Source organism: Saccharothrix xinjiangensis (assembly GCF_039527585.1).
In the GTDB taxonomy this organism is placed as follows: Bacteria; Actinomycetota; Actinomycetes; order Mycobacteriales; family Pseudonocardiaceae; genus Actinosynnema; species Actinosynnema xinjiangensis.
In genome coordinates this window covers 149372-168613 of the sequence record NZ_BAAAKE010000007.1, presented here as the reverse complement: position 1 = coordinate 168613, position 19242 = coordinate 149372, and the positions used below count along the sequence as shown (strand labels likewise).

Annotated in this window: 7 protein-coding genes; 3 read left to right on the top strand and 4 right to left on the bottom strand. The window is 77.2% G+C overall.

Features of this window, described 5'->3' with window-relative positions:
- Positions 1–127 precede the first annotated feature (127 nt).
- From ABD223_RS17945 to ABD223_RS17935, 3 genes are read left to right on the top strand one after another with little or no spacing between them, the layout of a single operon-like run.
- Positions 128–1186: a sugar ABC transporter substrate-binding protein gene (locus ABD223_RS17945; protein ID WP_344037409.1), complete on the top strand. Its 1059-nt coding sequence runs from the start codon at positions 128–130 to the stop codon at positions 1184–1186.
- 20 nt (positions 1187–1206) lie between these two features.
- Positions 1207–2712 carry a sugar ABC transporter ATP-binding protein gene (locus ABD223_RS17940; protein WP_344037407.1) on the top strand — a complete coding sequence of 502 codons (1506 nt, stop codon included), beginning with the start codon at positions 1207–1209 and terminating at the stop codon, positions 2710–2712.
- Positions 2705–3763, top strand: a complete 1059-nt coding sequence (locus tag ABD223_RS17935; RefSeq protein WP_344037406.1) for an ABC transporter permease — start codon at positions 2705–2707, stop codon at positions 3761–3763. The genes ABD223_RS17940 and ABD223_RS17935 overlap by 8 nt, the downstream gene beginning before the upstream one ends.
- Before the next feature lie 15 nt (positions 3764–3778).
- On the opposite strand, the gene prcB is transcribed toward ABD223_RS17935, so the two are convergent.
- Genes prcB through ABD223_RS17915 form a run of 4 tightly spaced genes read right to left on the bottom strand, consistent with a single transcriptional unit; the run spans position 3779 to position 19230 of the window.
- Positions 3779–4555, bottom strand: coding sequence for a proteasome subunit beta (prcB, locus tag ABD223_RS17930; protein ID WP_344037405.1), 777 nt, complete (start codon positions 4553–4555; stop codon positions 3779–3781).
- A 43-nt stretch (positions 4556–4598) separates the two neighbouring features.
- A complete protein-coding gene (locus ABD223_RS17925) occupies positions 4599–10670 on the bottom strand; it encodes a type I polyketide synthase (protein ID WP_344037404.1) in 6072 nt (2023 codons plus the stop codon).
- Positions 10667–17437, bottom strand: a complete 6771-nt coding sequence (locus ABD223_RS17920; RefSeq protein ID WP_344037403.1) for an amino acid adenylation domain-containing protein — start codon at positions 17435–17437, stop codon at positions 10667–10669. Before ABD223_RS17920 ends, ABD223_RS17925 begins: the two co-directional genes overlap by 4 nt.
- A complete protein-coding gene (locus ABD223_RS17915) occupies positions 17434–19230 on the bottom strand; it encodes an acyl-CoA dehydrogenase family protein (RefSeq protein ID WP_344037402.1) in 1797 nt (598 codons plus the stop codon). The genes ABD223_RS17920 and ABD223_RS17915 overlap by 4 nt, the downstream gene beginning before the upstream one ends.
- Positions 19231–19242 lie beyond the last annotated feature (12 nt).

The following is a 19242-nucleotide window of genomic DNA, read 5'->3' as shown; positions in this document are numbered from 1 at the left end:
ACCCTGGACAGCACCCCTCCTGACACCGGTAAATTCATCCCATGTCAACGTGTCCGGCCGGTGCGCCGTGGACATGCCGCTACCTCAAGGACGCCCTCCTCCCACACCGCGCGACAGGAGAACCGCCGTGCAGACCAAGACCCGCACCCGCCTCGCCGTCGCCGCCGCCCTCGCCGCCGCGCTCACCGCCTGCGGCGCCCCGGGCTCCGGGTCGGGGGCCTCGGGCGCGCCGGTCGTCGGCGTCGACTACCCCCGGTCCGACACCGACTTCTGGAACTCCTACATCCGGTACAGCCCCGGGTTCGCCGAGGAACTCGGCCTGGAGCTGAAGACCACCAACTCGCAGAACGACGTCGCCAAGCTCACCGCCAACGCCCAGACCTTCATCAGCCAGGGCGTCAAGGGCGTCGCGATGGCGCCCCAGGACACCGCGGCCATCGCGCCCGCGCTGGAGCAGCTGGAGGCGAAGAAGATCCCGGTGGTCACCGTCGACACCCGACCCGACACCGGCAACGCGTACATGGTGGTCCGGGCCGACAACCGCGCCTACGGCGAGAAGGCCTGCCGGTTCCTCGGCGCCAAGCTCGGCGGCCGGGGCAAGGTCGTGGTGCTGCAAGGCGACCTCGCCTCGATCAACGGCCGCGACCGGACCGAGGCGTTCAACGAGTGCATGGAGGCCGCCTACCCCGGCATCACCGTGTTCGGGGAGGCCACGAACTGGGACGGCGCGATCGCGGCGCAGAAGCTCCAGACCGCCCTCACCGCCCACCCGGACGTCAAGGGCGTGTACATGCAGTCCAGCTTCGCCCTCGCCGGGACCCTCCAGGTGCTCAGGCAGAAGGACCGGCTGGTCGGGCCGGAGGACCCGGGGCACGTGGTCGTGGTCTCCAACGACGGGATCCCCGAGGAGCTGCGGAACATCGCCGAAGGCCTGATCGACGCCACCGTGTCCCAGCCCGCCGACCTCTACGCCGAGCACGCCCTGCGCTACCTCAAGGCCGCGATCGACGGGAAGGTGTTCGCACCGGGCAGGACCGACCACGGCAGCACGATCGTCCAGGTCCGCGACGGCCTGCTGGAGGACCAGCTCCCCGCTCCCCTGGTGACCTCGGACGGCGGCACCTACGACGGCGTGCCCAGCATCCGGCACGACGACCGGTCCCTGTGGGGCAACGAGCTCGGCTGACCGGAAGGGCGGGACGGCAGATGGCCACGACTGCGCCCGTCGCCGAGGCGACGGGGATCACGAAGCGGTTCGGCCCCACGGTGGCCCTGCACGAGGCCGCCATCAGGGTCGAAGCCGGGCAGGCGCACGCCCTGGTCGGGCGCAACGGCGCGGGCAAGTCGACCCTGGTGTCCATCCTGACCGGGCTCCTGCCGCCGGACGGGGGCGGGGTGAGGTTCGGCGGCGAGCCCGCGCCGCGGCTCGCCGACCGCGGCGCCTGGCGGCAGCGGGTGGCGTGCGTCTACCAGAAGTCCACGATCATCCCCGGGCTGTCCGTCGCCGAGAACCTCTTCCTCAACCGGCACGAGCGCGGTCCCGGCGGGTTGATCAGCTGGAAGGCGGTGCGCGGCAGGGCGAGGGAGCTGCTGGACACCTGGTCGGTCGACGTGGACGTGCGCGCCCCCGCCGGGGACCTCGACGTCGAGCAGCGGCAGTTCGTGGAGATCGCCAGGGCGCTGTCGTTCGGTGCGCGCTTCATCATCCTCGACGAGCCCACCGCCCAGCTGGACGCCGCCGCCACCACCCGGCTGTTCACCCGGATCGGCGACCTCCGGCGACAGGGCGTCACCTTCCTGTTCATCAGCCACCACCTGCGGGAGGTCTACGAGATCTGCGACGCGGTGACGGTGTTCCGCGACGCCCGGCACGTCCTGACCGCCGCGGTCGACGAGCTGCCGCGGGCCGACCTGGTCGCCGCCATGACCGGGGAGGCCGGCGCGGTGGTCCGCGGCGCGCGCCGCGGACCGCCACCGGACGCGGCGGACGTGCTCACCGTGACCGGCGCGTCCCTGCCCGGCTGCTACCACGACGTGTCCTTCCGCGTTCGCGCCGGCGAGGTCGTCGGGCTCGCCGGCGCGGCGAGCAGCGGCCGCACCGAGATCGCGGAAACCGTCGCGGGGTTGCGGGCCGCCGCCGGCGGCACCGTGGAGATCGCGGGTTCGCGGCCCCGGCCGGGCAGCGTGCCGGCCGCCCTGGGCGCGGGCGTCGGGTTCGTGCCGCGGGACCGGCACCACCAGGGCCTCGTGCCGCAGATGTCCATCGCCGACAACGGGACCCTGACCATCCCGGAACGGCTCGGCCGCGCGGGGTTCATCGACGGCCGCCGCCGCGACGACCTCGCCAGGTCCATGATCGAGGACCTGGCGATCAAGGCGCCGGGACCGGGGGCGCCGGTCTCCGGCCTCTCCGGCGGCAACCAGCAGAAGGTCGTCATGGCTCGCGCCCTGGCCAACGACGCCGCGGTGCTGGTGCTGGTCAACCCGACCGCCGGCGTCGACGTGCGGTCGAAGGAGTTCCTGCTCGGCAAGGTCGAGGAGGTCGCCGGGTCCGGCGCCGGGGTGCTCATCGCCTCCGACGAGCTCGACGACCTGCGCACGTGCGACCGGGTCCTGGTGGTGTTCCGGGGCCGGGTGGTCGCCGAGGTCGCCCGCGGCTGGCACGACCACCGGCTCGTCGCCGCGATGGGAGGGGTGGACCTCGATGCGTGAGACCACGACCGCGGGCGCGGTCACCGGCGACGGCTCGACGGGGGAGCCGGTCGGCGAAGGCCCGCCCGCGCGGCCCGCAGGCGGGCGGCGGCTCGCCCTCGCCCGCCTGCGCGACCTGGCGCTCGTCCCCGCGATCATCGCGATCGTCGTCGTCGGGCACCTGGTCAGCCCGGTGTTCCTCCAGGCCGACAACCTGGTCAACATCCTCCAGACCATGTCGGAGATCGCCGTCCTCGTCCTGGCCCAGTCGCTGGTGCTGATCGTCAAGAAGATGGACCTCTCCCTGGAGTCCACCGTCGGCCTCGCACCCGGGATCGCCGCCTGGCTCACCGTGCCGGTCGGCGCCGGTCACGGGCTGGGCCTGCTGCCGGGCGGCTGGTCGGTGCCCGTCACGCTGGCGGTCGGCGTCCTGGTCGGCGTCGTCAACGCGCTGTTCATCATCCGGTTCGGGCTCAACGGCTTCATCGTGACGCTCGGTATGCTGATCGTGCTGCGCGGCGTCCTCACCGGCGTCTCGGGCGGGCAGACCTTCTTCCGGCTGCCGGAGTCGATGCTCTACCTCGGCACGGCGCAGTGGCTCGGCGTCCCCGCGTCGGTGTGGCTGTGCCTGGTCCTGTTCGCCGCCGGTGTCGTGGTGCTCGGCTTCACGAGCTTCGGCCGCTCCCTCTACGCGATCGGCGGCAACGTCGACGCGGCGAAGGCGGCCGGCATCCGCACCGACCGGGTGCTCTGGATCGTCCTCGTCACCGCAGGCCTGCTCGCGGCCCTCAGCGGCCTGCTGCTGTCCGGACGCCTGGCCTCGGTCGCCTCCGCCCAGGGCAGCGGCTACATCTTCACCGTGTTCGCCGCGGCCGTCATCGGCGGCATCAGCCTCAACGGCGGCAGGGGCACCGTGTTCGGCGCCTTCACCGGCGTCCTGCTGCTGTTCATGATCCAGAACGTGCTGACCCTCGGCGGCGTCCCCGCGCAGTGGATCGGCGCCCTCAACGGCACGATCATCCTGATCGCCCTGGCCCTGTCCCGCGTCACCGGGGGCAAGGCGCAGGAGTAGGCGATCCTGCCGGGGTCAGGGCGCCAACCGGGACGCGAGGCCGGCCAGCTCCGCCTCGGCGACCTCGTCGCAGCCCTCGGCCGTGATGACCGCGACGGTCGGGTAGATGTGACGTCCGAGGTCGGGGCCGCCGGTGGCCGCGTCGTCGTCCGCCGCGTCGAACAGCGCCCGCAGGGCCGCGCCGACCGCCTCGTCCCGGGTCATGTCCTGGCGGTGCAGCTTCTTCAACGAGCCCTTGGCGAAGTACCAGCCCGAGCCCGTGCCGCCGAAGTCGTCCTCCTCGGCGGGCGCGCCGGAGATGTCGAAGGTGAAGATCCGGCCCCGCTCCTCGGCCGGGTCCCAGCCGGCGAACAGCGGCACCGCGGCCATGCCCTGCATCGCCTTGTCGAGGTTGCCGCGCACCATCGTGGACAGGCGGTTGACCTTGGCGGGGAAGCTGAGCTCGACGCCCTCGATCTTCTCGTAGTGCCGCAGCTCCAGCTGGAACAGCCGCACCAGGTCCAGGCCGTGGCCGACGGTGCCCGCGAAGGCGATGCACGAGTGGCTGTCGGCCGGTTCGAGCTTGCGCAGGTTGCGCTGCGCGATGAGGTGGCCGGTGGTGGCGCGGCGGTCGCCCGCCATCACCACACCGCCGCGGAAGTGCAGCGCCAGGACCGTGGTGCCGTGCGGCGCGTCCACCACCCCGTCGGTCCGCGGCAGGTCGTGGGGAGCGGTGTCGCGGAGCAGCCCGTAGAACGACGAGCCCTTGGCCGTCATCAGGTCGGAGAAGGAGTAGGGCAACCGCTCAGGCAAGACGAGATCCCCTCATCATCCGTTGATCCCTGCGACCTCGATGCTACACACCGTAGCGATCGAACGCCCCCAGGACGAGGTCCGCGGTCACCGCCGCGGGCTCGGCGTCGAGCACGCCCCAGTGGTCCCCCGGCGCGGCCACGACCTCGATCCCACCGGGGTACAGGCGGGCCGACCGGGCGGCCAGCCGCCGCGCCCCGGTGTCGTCCACCCCGGTCTTGAGCACCACCGCGGGAGCCCGGACCGGGCGCGGGCGGTAGGCCAGCACGGCCCGGACCGCGCGGTTGTGCGACCGGACCAGCTCGTGCCCGTCCGGCAGCACCGCCGCGATCCGGTCGATGCGCGGCACCCGTGACCGGCCCGCGAGGCCCAGGGTCCGGTCGAGCGGCGCCGACCGCCCGAGCCGGGCACCGGCCAGCAGCGCCACCGCGCGCAGCGCCTGCTCCGGCCGCAGCCCCATCGGTCGTCCCTTGGTGTCGGGCAGCAGGCCGTCGAAGCTGACCAGCAGCCGCACCCGCGCCCCGGTCGCCTCCAGCTGCGCGGCCAGCTCGTGCGCCACGGCGAAGCCCGCCGACCAGCCGCCCAGCAGGTAGGGGCCCTCCGGCTGGACCTGCCGGACCAGCGCGGCGTGCCCGGCGGCGATGCCCCGGACGCCGCCGCCGGGATGATCGGCGGGCACGTCCAGGCCGAGCACCGGGCGGTCGCGGCCGATCAGCGGGGCGACGTGCCGGTAGCACAGGCTGCTGCCGGTGGCCGGGGCGCACAGCAACAGCGGGGTGCCGTCGCCGCCCTCGGACAGCGGCAGCAGGTTCGGCACGGGTCCGTCGGCGCGCGGCGCCCGTTCGGCGACCAGCTCCACCAGCCGGCCGAAGGTGGGCGTCGGCGCGAAGCGGGACGTCTCGACCCGGGCGCCGAGGTTCCGGTGCACCTCGCCCAACAGGTGCACCAGGGCCAGCGACTCCCCGCCCGCGACGAAGAAGTCGTCCTCGTCGCGGACCGCGCCCACGCCCAGGTTCTCGCACCACAGGCGCGCCAGCACGGCCCGCCGGTCGGTCGCCGGGGTGGTGGTGGCTGGGGCGGTGGTGGCGGGGACGGCGGCAGCGGTGGTTGGGGCGCTCGTGGCCGGGGTGGCGACGATGGGGGCGGTGGCAGCGGTGGTCGCGGCGCCCACTGCCGGGACGCCCGTGGGCGCGGCGGCGGCCGGACCGGCGGTGAGCGCGGTGCCGTTGACCCCTGTGCCGTTGACCCCTGTGCCGTTGACCCCTGTGCCGTTGACCCCCGCGCCGCCGGCCGCCGGAGCCTCGACCGCGCGAGGTGCGCCGCCGGAGTCCTCCGGCGCGTCCGGGGGCGGGGTCCAGCGGGCCGAGCGCGGCAGGTCCGCCGCGGTCAGCAGGCGGGGCAGCCCGGCCAGCACCCGCCGGTCGAACGCGGCCACCCGCAGGTGGTGCCACGGCGCCACCTCCCCGTCGGGCGGGTCGAGCCGGTCGCGCAGCAGTTCCGCCCGCCAGTCGCCCGGGTCCTCGGTCAGCACGACCGCCCGGCGCGCGCCGCGCTCGCGCACCGCGGCGCAGAACCCCGGCCACGCGCCGGCCGCCGCGCCCGAGGCCAGGTAGAGCACGGCGGCGGGCCGGTCGTCGCCGAGCTGGCGGGTCAGCTCGGCCTCCGGCGACGGCTCGCCCGCCGGCCGGGCCAGCACCACCGCGTGGTCGGCCCCGGCGTCGGCCGAGGCCACCTCGCAGTCCAGGCCCGCCCGGCGCGCGGCGCGCCGCCACCCGTCCGCGTCCAGGTGCAGCGAGTCGGCGCGCAGGTCGTCGGCGTAGTCCCACCAGCCCGGCAGCAGCCCGTACACCAGGTGGGTCCACAGCGCCGCGCTGGTCAGCTCCACCAGCGCCAGCAGCCCGTCCGGGCGCAGCAGCCGCCCCAGCCGGGTCAGCGCCACCGCCACGTCCGGGGCCACGTGCACCACGTTGAACCCCAGCACCACGTCGTAACCGCCCGCCGCGAAGCCCTGCGCCACCGGGTCGGCGGTGATGTCGCACCGCGCGCCGCGCAGCCACCCGACGCCGCGCTCGGCGGCCTGCCGCTCGGCCTTGCGCACCTGCAACCCGCTGACGTCGGTGAAGGCGTAGTCGACCTCCGCGTCGACGCCGAGCCGGTCGACCACCCGCCAGGTCAGGTCGCCCCGGCCGCCGCCGACCTCCAGCACCCGCAGCGGTCGGTCGCGCCCGGCGCCCAGCCGGGCCACCGCGCCGGCCAGGGCGTCCAGGCACGCCTGCTCGTCGGTCAGCGCCACCCGGTTGTCGGCCAGCAGGCGGGCGATCCGCTCGTCCGAACCGTCCTGGTAGAGCACCGCGTGCGGAGCGGTCTCCCCGGCGAACACCGCCGGGTAGCTGCGCACGCAGTGGGCGATCAGCTCGGCGAGGCCCCGCGCCTCGGCGAGCCGGCCGTCCGCGGGCGCGGCCTCGACCCGGGCGGCGGCGTCCTCGGTGAGCAGCAGGCCGCCGTCGCCGGCCACGAGCAGGCCCCGCTCCACCGGGGCCCGCACCACCCGCTCGGCCAGCCGGGGCAGGCGTCCGGCCGGGTCCAGGCCCGCGACCAGCGCCGCCGCCGGCACCGGGGCGCCGATCGCGAGGAGGCCGCGGTCGACGAGCAGCCGCACCACGTGCGCGGCGGCGCAGTCCTCCACGGCGGCGAGCAGGTCGGGTCGCCCGGACAGGCTCGGCCGGCGCGTCCACTCCAGGTCACCGGCCAGCGCCGGGAGTTCCTCGCGCGCCGGCGCGGACCGCAGGTCGACCGTGGCGGCCACCGGCACCCCCGCGGCGGACCAGGCGTGCGCGGCGGTCAGCGCCGCACCGGGGTCGTCGCCGGCCACGACCACCGGACCCGGTTCCCCCGCGCCACCGGGCACGGGCTCGGGCGCGGCGGTCAGCGCCCACCAGCGGCCCGCGCGCCAGGCGTGCGCGGCGCAGTCCGGGTCGGCCCGGGGCGGGCGCGCCGGCGCGCCCTCGGCGCCGAGGTCGATCAGGGCGGTGTCGCGGCGGGCGCGGCGCCGGTGCGCCACCCACGCCAGCAGGTCGCGCCGCCCCTCGTCGGGCAGCGCCGGGTCCCCGGACACGGCCAGCACCAGCCGGACCCCGGCCGCGCGGGCGTGCGCGGCCACCTCGTCCAGCCCGGCGAGGTCGGCGCCGTCGACGCCGTGCACGGCGATCCCGCCGCGCGGCACCGCCGCCGCCAACCGGTCCGCCAACGGCGCCCCGGCCGGGTCACCGGGCAGTCCCACGACCTCCCCGTCACCGGCGAGCAGCCCGGCGGCGACCCGCGCGGCCGGGTGGTCGGCCGTCAGCACGACCGGTTCCCCGGCCGGCGCGCGGGTGCCCGTGTCGATCCACCGGCGGGTGGTCAGCCCGCTCGCCTCGACCGGCGCGGCGACCACCGGCGCGGGCCCGGTCGGGACCACCGGCGGCGGCACCGGCTCGGGCTCCAGCGGGGTGCCGGGCAGGTCGGTGACGGCGGGAACCGGGAACAGCTCCGCCCACGGCAGCTCGACCCCGGCCGCCCACAGCGCGCCCAGGGCCCGGTGCAGCGCCGCCCGCCGGTCCTCCCGGCGACCGCCCAGCAGCGGGACCGCCGCCACGTCGTCCCGGTAGCGCTCGTGCCGCCGCAGGCCGCCGACCACGGTGGCCCCGGGTCCCAGCTCGACCGCCACGTCGCAGCCGTCGCGCAGCAGCGCGCCCATGCCCTCGGTCAGCCGCACCGGGCTGGTCAGGTGCTCCACCCAGTAAGCGGGGTCGGGCACCCGGTCCGGGTCGACCGGCTCGCCGGTGAGGTTCGAGATCACCGGCAGCTCCGGCGGCCTGGGCGCGCTCGCGGCGACCGCGGCGGCGAGCCGGTCGCCGGCGGGCCGCATGGCCGGGGTGTGGAAGGCGCGGTCGGACTCCACCGGGGCCGTGCGCACGTCCTCGGCGGTCAGCGCGCGGACCAGGTCGTCCAGCTCGGGCGCCGGGCCGGCCAGCACCGTCTGCCCCGGCCCGAACGTCGCCACGGCCAGCACGGGCCGCGCCGCCAGGTGCGGTGCGAGGACCTCCGGCGGCGCGTACGCGGCCAGCAGCGCGCCCGGTGGCGCGTCGCGCATCGCCAGCGCCCGCTCCCCCACCACGCGCAGCCCGGCGGCCAGGTCCCAGGCGCCCGCCACCGCCGCGGCGGCGTACTCGCCCGCGCTGTGCCCCAGCACCGCCACCGGTCGCACGCCCCAGGCCAGGAACTGCCCGCCCAGCGCGAAGCCGATGCCGAACAGGCCGAGCTGCTGGCCCAGGCCGGTGCGCAGCGGCGCGTCGTCCACGTCCCCGTCCAGCACCGCGCCCAGCTCCACGCCGAAATCGCGGCGGGCCAGGGCGATCGCGTGGTCCAGGTGCTCGCGGAACACCGGCAGCGCCTCGTGCGCCGCCGACGCCGCACCGGCGTGCAGCGCGCCCTGGCCGGGGAACAGGAACGCCACCCGGGGCGGCCCGTCCGGCGCCACCGCCGGTGCGCGGCCCCGGTCGCGCAGTTCCGCGACCGCCGCGTCCAGGTCGTCGCCCGGCACGGTGAACCGGTGCGCGGACCGCCGCCTGCCGCACAGCAGCGTCCACGCCACCTCCGCCGGTTCCGGCCGGCGCTCGGCCAGGTGGTCGGCCAGCTCGCGGCGGGCCCGGTCCAGCGCGCCCGCGGTCCGCGCGGACAGCGCGAACACCGCCGGTCCGGCGCCGCGCGGCCGGCTCGGCGCGGCCTCCAGCACGGCGTGCGCGTTGGTGCCGCCGATGCCGAACGAGCTGACCGCCACCAGCCGCCCGCCCAGCGGGCCGACCGCGTCGACCAGCCGGAACGGGCTGCGGTCCAGGTCCAGGCGCGGGTTGGGGCGGCGCAGGTGCGCCTGCGGCACGACCTCGCCGTGCCGCAGCAGGAGCACCGACTTGATCAGCCCGGCCACGCCCGCCGCGGACCCGGTGTGGCCGATGTTGCCCTTCACCGACGACAGGGCGCAGAACCCGGTGCGGTCGGTGCCGTGCCGGAACGCCTCGGTCAGCGCGGCCACCTCCACCGCGTCGCCCACCTCCGTGCCGGTGCCGTGGGCCTCCACGTGCGCCACGTCGCCCGGGTCCACGCCCGACTGGCCCAGGGCCAGCAGGATCGCGTCGCGCTGCCCGGGCACCGACGGCGCGGTGTAGCCGATCTTCTCGCCGCCGTCGTTGGTCAGCGCCGAACCCCGGATCACCGCCAGCACCCGGTCGCCGTCGCGGACCGCGTCGACCAGCCGGCGCAGCACCACCAGGCCCGCGCCCGCGCTGGGCACCGTGCCGGTGGCCCCGGCGTCGAACGACCGGCAGCGGCCGTCGCGGGAGAAGATGTGCCCCTCCTGGTGCAGGTAGCCGCGCGCCTGCGGCAGCCGCAGCGACACCCCGCCCGCCAGGGCCGCGTCGCACTCGTGGTTGAGCAGGCTCTGCCCGGCCACGTGCACCGCGACCAGCGACGTCGAGCACGCCGTCTGCACGGTCAGCGCCGGGCCGCGCAGCCCCAGCTTGTAGGCGACGCGGCTGGCCAGGAAGTCCTTCTCGGTGCCGACCAGGCTGCTCATCACGGCCGGGTCGGCGAAGTCGTGCGGCACGGGGGCGGCGTCGCAGCCCGCGAACACGCCGACCCACCCCGGGAACCGCTCCGGGTCGAGGCCGGCGTGGTCGAGCGCGTGCACCGCGACCTCCAGCAGCACCCGGTGCTGCGGGTCGATGGTGCGCGCCTCGGCCGGGGAGTAGCCGAACCACGACCGGTCGAACAGCTCACCGCCCGGCAGCACACCGCCCACCGGCACGTAGGCCGGGTCGCGCAGCAGCTCCTCGGGCACGCCCGCCGCGCGCAACTCGTCCGGCCCGAACCGGGTCAGCGCGTCCGCGCCCGCGCGGAGCACCCGCCGGTAGGCGTCGACGTCCGGCGCGCCGGGGAACCGGCAGGCCGCGCCCACCACGGCGATCGCGCCCTCCGCCCACTCCTCGCCGGCGGTCTCCGCGCTCCACCCGGTGTCCGCCGTCCCCATGCCCGCCGTCCCCTCGGCCCGCTCCCCGCCGGCCGCCCGCGCGCCGCTCATCGCGATCCCCTCCCGTTGCCACCCAGGCGCGCCCGCTGCTGCCGACGGGCGCGGTCCAGCACCCCGCCTCCCGGACCTCCCGGCCCGGAGCGGTCGCCGCGCGCCCACGCCGCCATGCCGCGCACGGTCGGGTGCGCGAACAGCCGGTCCACCGGCACGTCCCGGCCCAGCTCCGCCTCCAGCCGCGCGTGCAGCGACGCCAGCAGCAGCGAGTTGCCGCCGAGGTCGAAGAAGTTGTCGTCCACGCCGACCTCGCCGACCCCGAGCACGTCCGACCACAGCCGCGCGATGCGCCGCTCCAGCTCCGTGCCCGGCCCGGCGCCACCCGCCCGAGCCGCCGCCGGGAACGCCTCCCGCGACGGCTCGGGCAGCGCGGCCACGTCGGGTTTGCCGTGCGCCGTCAGCGGGATGCGGTCCAGCCACACCACCGCGTCGGGCACCATGAACGCGGGCAGCCGCCGCGCCAGCCGGTCGGCCACGGCGGCGCCGTCCCGCTCGGCCCTCGGGCGCGGCACCACGTAGGCCACCAGCCGACCGCCCCGGGCGGCCACCGCGGCGGAGGCCACCGCCGGGTCGTCGCCCAGCACCGCCTCCACCTCCTCCGGCTCCACCCGGTGGCCGCGCACCTCCACCTGCCGGTCCACCCGGCCCAGGAACTCCAGCTCGCCGACCGCGGTCCAGCGGGCCAGGTCGCCCGTGCGGTAGACGCGCGCCGGGACGCCGTCCGGGTCGGTGTCGGCGAACCGCTCCGCGGTCAGGTCGGGCCGCCGCCAGTACCCCAGCGCCACCGAGGCCCCGGACAGGTGCACCTCGCCGGGCACGCCGACCGGGCAGCGCCGCCCCGCCGGGTCCAGCACGTGCACCGCGGTGCCGTCGACCGGCAGGCCGACGGTGGTGCGCGACCGCGGTCGGTCCGGGTCCAGCGGCAGCGCGGCGGCCACCACGGCGTTCTCGGTGGGCCCGTAGGCGTTGCACAGCCGGAACGAGGTGCCCGCGGGCGGGTCCGCGCTCGGCGCCGCGCCGCCGAACAGCAGCAGCCGCAGGTCCGGCAGGTCCGGGTCGCGGGCCAGCACCGCCTCGGCCAGCGGGGTGGGCAGGAACACCTGGGTCAGCCGCGAGTCCGCGATCCAGCGGGCGACCTCCGGGGCGACCAGCGGGCCGCCGGGGTGGGGCACCGCGGTCGCCCCGGCCACCAGCGCGGGCCAGTGCTCCCACTGGCAGGCGTCGAACCCGACGCTGGCCACCGCGCCCACCCGGTCGGCGGGCCCCAGCGGGAAGACCCGCAGGTGCCAGCGCACCAGCTGCGCCAGCCCCCGGTGCGTCACGGCCACGCCCTTCGGCCGGCCGGACGTGCCGGAGGTGTAGAGCACGTAGGCCACGTCGTCCGGGTCCGGCGACACCGGCTCGACCGGCGGCCCGGCCGTCGCGTCGGGCCGCAGCACGGGCACGCCACGCACGCCGGGTTCGTCCACGACACCGTCCGTGACGACCGCGACCGGCCCGAGGTCGTCCAGCACGGTCCGCACCCGCTCGGCCGGGTAGGTCGGGTCGACCGGGCAGAACGCGCACCCCGCCCGCCAGGCGGCCAGCATCGCCACCACCAGGTCCGGCCCGCGCGGCAGCAGCAGCGCCACCGCGTGCGGCCCGTCGCCGGGCGGCAGCACCGCCCGCAGCGCACCGGCCAGGCCGTGCGCCCGCCGGTCCAGCTCGGCGTAGGTCAGCTCACCGGCAGGCCCGGTGACGGCGGCGCCCCCGGTGCGCAGGGCGTCGGCGAGCAGGGCGGGCACGGTCGTGGCGGGCGCGGGCGGCGTCGGCCGCTCGAAGGACCGCACCCGCTCCAGGTCGGCCGGGTCGAGCAGGTCCACCTCGGCCACCCGCTCGTCGAGCACGTCGGGCAGGCGTTCGAGCGCGGTGGTGAGCACCCGAGCGAACTCGACCGCGTCCGCCGCCGCGATCCGGTCGCCCCGGAACGACAGGTGCCCGGTCAGCCGGCCGCCCTGCTCGGTGAGGGTCGCGGTCAGGGTGAACTTGGTGTCGTAGTCGTGCAGGGCGGTCAGGTCCAGCGGGCGCAGCACCGCGCCGTCGAACCTGACCGGTTCGGCCGCGCCGTAGTTCAGCACGACCTCCGAGTACGGCGTCCACCCGACGCGGCGCGGCGGTCGGCACTCCTCCACGACCCGGTCGAACGGCGTGGTCGCGTGCCACAGCCCGGTCAGCACCGAGTCCCGCACCCGCGCCAGCAGCCCGCCCACCGTGGTCTGGTCGTCCACTGTGGACCGCAGCACGACCGTGTTGAGGCAAGGCCCGATCACCCGGTCGCGGCCGGGCAGGTCCCGGTTGGCCACCGGGATCGCCGCCGTCACGTCGTCCGCGCCGGTCCACCGGTGCAGGGTCGCGCACAGCGCCGCCGCGGCGGCGGTGAACGGCGACACGCCCCGCAGGCGTCGCAGCCGCGGCAGCAGGTCGTCGGGCAGCGCCAGCGGCACCGACCCGGGCGGTTCCGGCGCCACCGGCGGTCGCAGCGCCGGGTAGGCCGGCGCGCCCGCCAGCCGCCGCGCCCAGTGCGCCAGCTCGGCGCGCTCGGCGTCCGACCCGGCGCGCGCCCGCTCCGCCTCGACCACCGAGCGGTACTGGGTCACCGGGCCGGTCGCGCCGGCCAGCTCCTCGACCAGCACGGGCAGCGACCCCAGGTCCCACACCAGGTGGTGCAGCACGAGCACGAGCACCGGCCGGTCGCCGGGCCGCTCCACCAGCGTGCAGCGCAGCAGCCGCCCGGCGCCCGGGGACATCCCGTCGGCCAGCTCGGCGCGCAGCCACCGGTCCAGCGAGCCGCCGTCCAGGCGGACCCGAGCGACCACGGGCCGCCACGGCTCGCCCACCACCTGCCGCGCCCGCCCGTCGACCACCTCGAACCGGGTGCGCAGCACCTCGTGCCGCCGCACCGCGCGGGCCAGCGCGTCGGCGAGGCGGTCGACGTCCAGGTCGCCCTCCACCGACCACAGCAGCGGCACCAGGTAGCGGTGCGCGTCGGGGTCGACCCGCGCGGCCAGCCGGATGCGTTCCTGGAAGGCCGACGCGGGCGCCGGCCCGGCCGGCGCATCGGAGATGTCCGCGCCACCGGTCCCCGCGCCACCGATCGCCGCGCCACCGGTCCCCGCGCCACCGGTCGCCGCGCCACCGGTCCCCGCGCCACCGGTCGCCGCGCCACGCCGGGCGAGCTCCCGCACGGCCTCGGCCAGGTCGGCCTGCACGGGGTGCTCCAGCACGGTGCGCAGCGGCACCGGGACGCCGATCACCTCGCCCAGCCGCAGCGCCACCCGGCCGGCCTGCAACGAGTGCCCGCCCAGCTCGAAGAACGAGGCGGACGGCGGCGGGGGCGGCACGTCCAGCAGCTCCGCCCACAACCCGGCGATGACGCCGAGCAGGCCGTCCCCGTCCGGCGCGGAAACCGGCTCGGGAGCCGGAGCCGGGGTGCGCCGCACCGTCAACGCCTTCCGGTCCAACTTGCCGTTGCGGGTCACCGGGAACGGCCCCGACCACCGGCGGAACTCGCCCGGCACCGCGTACGGCGGCACCAGGGCGGCCAGGTGCGCGCGCAGCGCGGCGTCACCCGGGTCCGCGTCGCCGGCGGTGCGGACGAACGCGACGAGCCTGCCCTCGGAGCCGCCCACCAGCAGCACCACCGCGTCCAACACGGCCGGGTGCCCGCGCAGCGCGGCGGCCACCTCGCCCGGCTCCAGGCGGTGCCCGCGCAGCTTGACCTGGTCGTCGGCGCGGCCGAGCACCTCCAGCGACCCGTCCGGCAGTCGCCTGCCCAGGTCGCCGCTGAGGAACACCCGGCCGGCGCCGAACGGGTCGTCGAGGAACCGGGCGGCGGTCAGCGCCGGGCGGCGCAGGTAGCCGCGGGCCACCCCGGAGCCGCCGACCGCGATCTCGCCGACGCACCCGCGCGGCACCAGCCGCCGGCCGGTCACCCGGTCGACCAGGTGGACGGTGGTGTTGGGCAGCGGGCGACCGACGACGCTCGCGCCACCGGCCAGGTCGGCCTCACCGACCAGGTGCACCGTGGAGTGCACGGTGGTCTCCGTGATGCCGTACATGTTGACCAGGGCGACGCCCGGCGAGCGGCGCGCCCAGCCGGCGAGCCTGGCCGGTTCCAGGCGTTCACCGCCGAAGATCACGTAGCGCAGGTCCGGCAGCGCGACGCCGCGCCGCTCGGCGACCTCGGCGAGCTGGTGGAAGGCGGTGGGCGTCTGGTTGAGCACGGTGACGCGCTCGGCCGCGAGCAGGTCGAGCAACCGCTCGGCGTCGCGCGCGGTGTCCTCGGGCACGACCACCAGCCGCGCGCCGGACAGCAGCGCGCCGAACAGCTCCCACACCGAGAAGTCGAAGTGCGCCGCGTGGCACAGCGCCCAGGTGTCGCCGGGCCCGGACGACAGGTGCGGGATGTCGGCCCGCACCAGCCCCACCACGGCGCGGTGGCTGATCGGGACGCCCTTGGGGCGACCGGTGGTGCCGGAGGTGTAGATGCAGTAGGCGGGCGCTCCCGGGTCGCCGGCGGGCGGCCGTGCGACGGGTTCGCCGGCGAGCAGGTCCGCCGGCGCGACCGCCACCGCGTTCTCCGGCACGTCGCCCGCGGCGATCACGAGGTCGGCGCGGGCGTCGGCGACCAGGAACGCGCGGCGGTCGACCGGCGCGGCCGGGTCCAGCGGCAGGTAGGCCGCGCCCGCGCGGAGCACGCCCAGCACCGCCCGCACCTGGTCCAGTCCCCGCGGCAGCTGCACCCCCACGAAGTCGCCCGGCCGCACCCCGCGGGCGAGCAACCCGGCGGCGACGCGCTCGGCGTCGGTGAGCAGCTCGCGGTAGGACAGCTCCCGGCCGGCGTCGGTGACCGCGGGCCGGTCCGGGTCGAGCGCGACCCGCTCCCGGAACAGCTCCACCAGGTCGCGGTCGTCGTGCGGGGCGGCGGTGTCGTTCCACTCCACCAGCTCCAGCCGGCGCTCCTCGTCGGTCAACGGGTCCAGCTCCCCGACCGGGCGGTCCGGCTCGGCGCCGCCGGCCGCGGCGAACCGGGCGAGGTGCGCGGCCAGCCGCCGCAGCCACGGCTCCGGCACACCGCCGTCGCCCACGAGCCGCGGCCGGTCGGTGACCAGGCGCAGCCGGTGCGGTCGCGCGGCGCCCCGCCCGTCCGGGTCGACCAGCACGTCCAGCCGGTGGAACGGCACGGGCAGCCGGGGCGCGCGCAGCGCCGCGCGGACCCGCTCGGTCAGCGCCCCGAAACCGGCCGCCGGGTCGGCGTCGACCCGCAGCGGGGCCACCTCGCCGTCCTCGCCCACCACGCCGACCACCACGTCGGTCGTGCCGCAGTACCAGGACAGCACCCCGACCAGGGCCGCCACCAGCACCTCCGGGGCCGCGGCGGCGACCGGCGCGGTCGAGCCGCCCCCGGCGGGCGGCGGCAGCGGCAGGTCCAGCGGTTCGGCGCCGGACAGGTCCACCCCGGCCACCACCGCGCCCGGCTCGGCCACGACCTCGGCCAGCACCTCCAGGTAGGTCTCGGCCAGCGCGTCGACCACGTCTCCGCCGACCGTGCCGCCGGGGTCCTTCCACAGCAGCGACAGGCCGTCGCGGTCCACCCGCAGCATCGCCTGGAGCCGGTAGCCCGTCACGTCCAGCATGTCGCCCAGCCGCAGCGCGCCGGCGCGGTCGCCGTGCCGCAGCGGCAGCCGCAGCACGTCCACGCCGTCGAGCACGGTGGTGTCCCAGTACTGGAACACCGCCTGCCCGACGCTGCGCGCCACGTCCTCGTGGCGCACGCCGGCCGCGCGCAGGATCGCCGGTTGCGGCAGGTCGGCGAACCGCAGGCAGTCGCGCAGCGTGGCGTCCACCCGCCGGACCAGGTCGGCGAACCGCTCGCCGGCGGCCAACCGGACCCGCACCGGCACCGCGTTGGTGAAGAACCCGTACGCGTCGCGCAGCTCCGGCACGGCGCGGCGAGGGTGCGTGGGGAAGGAGACCACCAGGTCGGTGTCGCCGGTGTGGCGGTGCAGCGCGACCAGGTAGGCGGCGAACAGCACCGCGAACCGGCTCACGCCCAGCGAGGCGGCCAGCGGGCGCAGCGCGGCGGCCGGCTCGCCGGGCACCGGCCTGGACGTGGTGTGCGGCGGGAGCCCGGCACGGCCGGGCGCCAGGGTCAGCGCGGGCGGCTCGGAGCCCAGGTGGTCGCGCCAGAACGCGCGGTGCGCGGCGCCCTCCGGTCCGTCGGCCAGGTCGCGCTGGCGGCGCGCGAACGCCGTCGCGGCGGCCGGGTCGTCCGGCGGGCCCAGGTCGGCGCCCCCGTAAGCCTGGGACAGGGCGTGCACCAGGGCCAGCACGGAGTGCCCGTCGCCGACGACGTGGTGCAGCGCCACCACCAGGGTGCGCCGGTCGCCGGACTCCACCAGCTCGAACCGGGCGAGCGGCCCCACCCGCAGGTCGAACGGGACGTGCGCGGAGCGCGCCACCTCGGTGTCGTGGTCGCCGGCCGCGATGCGCCTGGTCAGCGCCAAGTCGTCGGCGTCCCAGCGCAGCACGGGCGGCTCACCGGCCTCGACGCGCGCCCGCAGCGGCGGGAACCGGCGGCCGACCGCGACCACCGCCGCGGCCAGCCGGTCGAGGTCCACCTCGCCGGTGACCTCCAGCGGCATCCCGATGAGGTCGGTGCGGTCACCGGGCCGCAGCTGCCAGGCCACCCACAGCGCTTCCTGCATGACGGACAGCGGGATCATCGCGGCACCCGGTTCCCCGCGCGGTCGTCGGTCGGGCGCACGAGGTCGGTGTCGGGCGTCCACCCGGCCCCCGAGGTGGTCCAGTGGTCCTCGCCCGGCGGGTCGGCGACCTCCCGCCGCGCCAGCTCCCGCCAGTGCCCGGCCAGCCGGTGCCGGGCCGAGCGGCAGGCCGCCGCGGCGAGCTCGGCCTCCGCCGGCGCGCCCGCCGCCCGCGCCAGCACCAGGGCCGCGGTGTGCAGCTCGTTGCCGATCGCGCCCAGCAGCACCAGCAGGCGCTGGCGGGCGAGCAGCTCGGCCCGGTCCGGGAAGCGGCGGGCCAGCCGCAGGCAGGTCGCGGCGAACCGGTGCGCCTGCCGCACCACCTCGCGCAGGTGCTCCCGGTTCTCCGGCGACAGCGGCGCCTCGTCGCACCAGCGGTCGTCGGGCGGACCCGCGTCGATCTCGGCGGCGTTGTCCGGCTCGGGGTAGTAGAGGGTGAGCGCGATCAGCGTCATCGACCAGTAGTCGAGCAGGAAGTCCACGCCGCCGGAGATGCGGAAGTTCCGCGCGTCCCGGAACGCCCGCTCCAGCGGCACGTCCGGCGCGCCGCGCGCCCGCTTGCCGGCCGCGGTCTCGTAGCCCTCGGCGGCCATCAGCGCCATGGCCCGGTCCACCACCCGCCAGGCCGCCACCGAGCTGATGTTCTTGGTGGCCATCTGCTCCGGCAGCGCGTTGCCCGGCGTCGCGGTCGCGCCGTCGTCCACCAGCATCGCCCACCGGCACGCCGTCTCCACCGCGTAGGTGTCGGCCAGGCACTCGGCCAGCTCGTGGCGCACCTGCTCGTAGCGGTGCAGCGGCACGCCGTCCACGACCCGGCGACCGACGAAGTCCCGCGCCCACCCGGCCGCGCGCTTGGCCAGCGCCAGCGACGGCGCGGCGATCAGGTACATCCGCCCGCGCACGATCAGGTTCAGCATCCGGGGGGTGAGCCGGGTGTCGTCGCCGTCGGGCCGCTCGTCCAGCAGGTGCCAGGCGGGCACCCGGACGCCGCGCAGCCGCACCGCGCCGTTGGGGAAGCCGCGCACCCCCAGGAACCGGTGCTCGGCCACCACCTCGAAACCGGGCGCGGACGTGTCGACCAGGAACAGCCGCCGCTCGGCGCGGTCGCCGTCGCGCAGCGTCGCCGACACGGTCAGCACGTCGGCGATCGGCCCGTTCCCGATGTGGACCTTGTCGCCGTCCAGCACGTAGGCGGCCCCGCCGTCCACCGGCCGCGCGGTGGTCGCCCGGTCCCGGTTGGCCGCCCCGGACGGCTCGGTGTCGGCCGACCCGGACACCTGCCGGGCCAGCACCCGGCGGCGCAGCTCGTCGCGCAGCGGCCCCGGCGCCACCGTGGCGTGCATCGCGCCCGCGCCGATGGACTCCTGGATCGCCAGGACCAGCGCCACCGGCACCGACCAGCTCGCCGCCGCCTGGATCACCCGGAACACGTTCGTCGCGGACAGGCCGCGCCCGCCCAGCGCCGGGTCGACGCCCAGGGCGAGCCACCCCCCGTCGCGCAGCGCCGCCAACGCGGCGTCGGGCAGCGCGCCGGTCCGGTCGACCTCCTCCGGGTCGACGTGCTCGCGCAGCAACCGGCCCAGCTCGGCCACCACCTCGTCCCCGGCGGCGCGGTCGTGGTCGGGTTGGCTCGGGAAGGGGTGCAGCAGGTCCCACCGGACCCGGCCCAGGTAGAGCTGTTCGAGGAAGCTCGGTCGCGCGCCGCTGAACTGGTTGCGGGTCGACCTGTCACGCGTGCCGTGCACGGTCACCATCCCTCGCAGGTA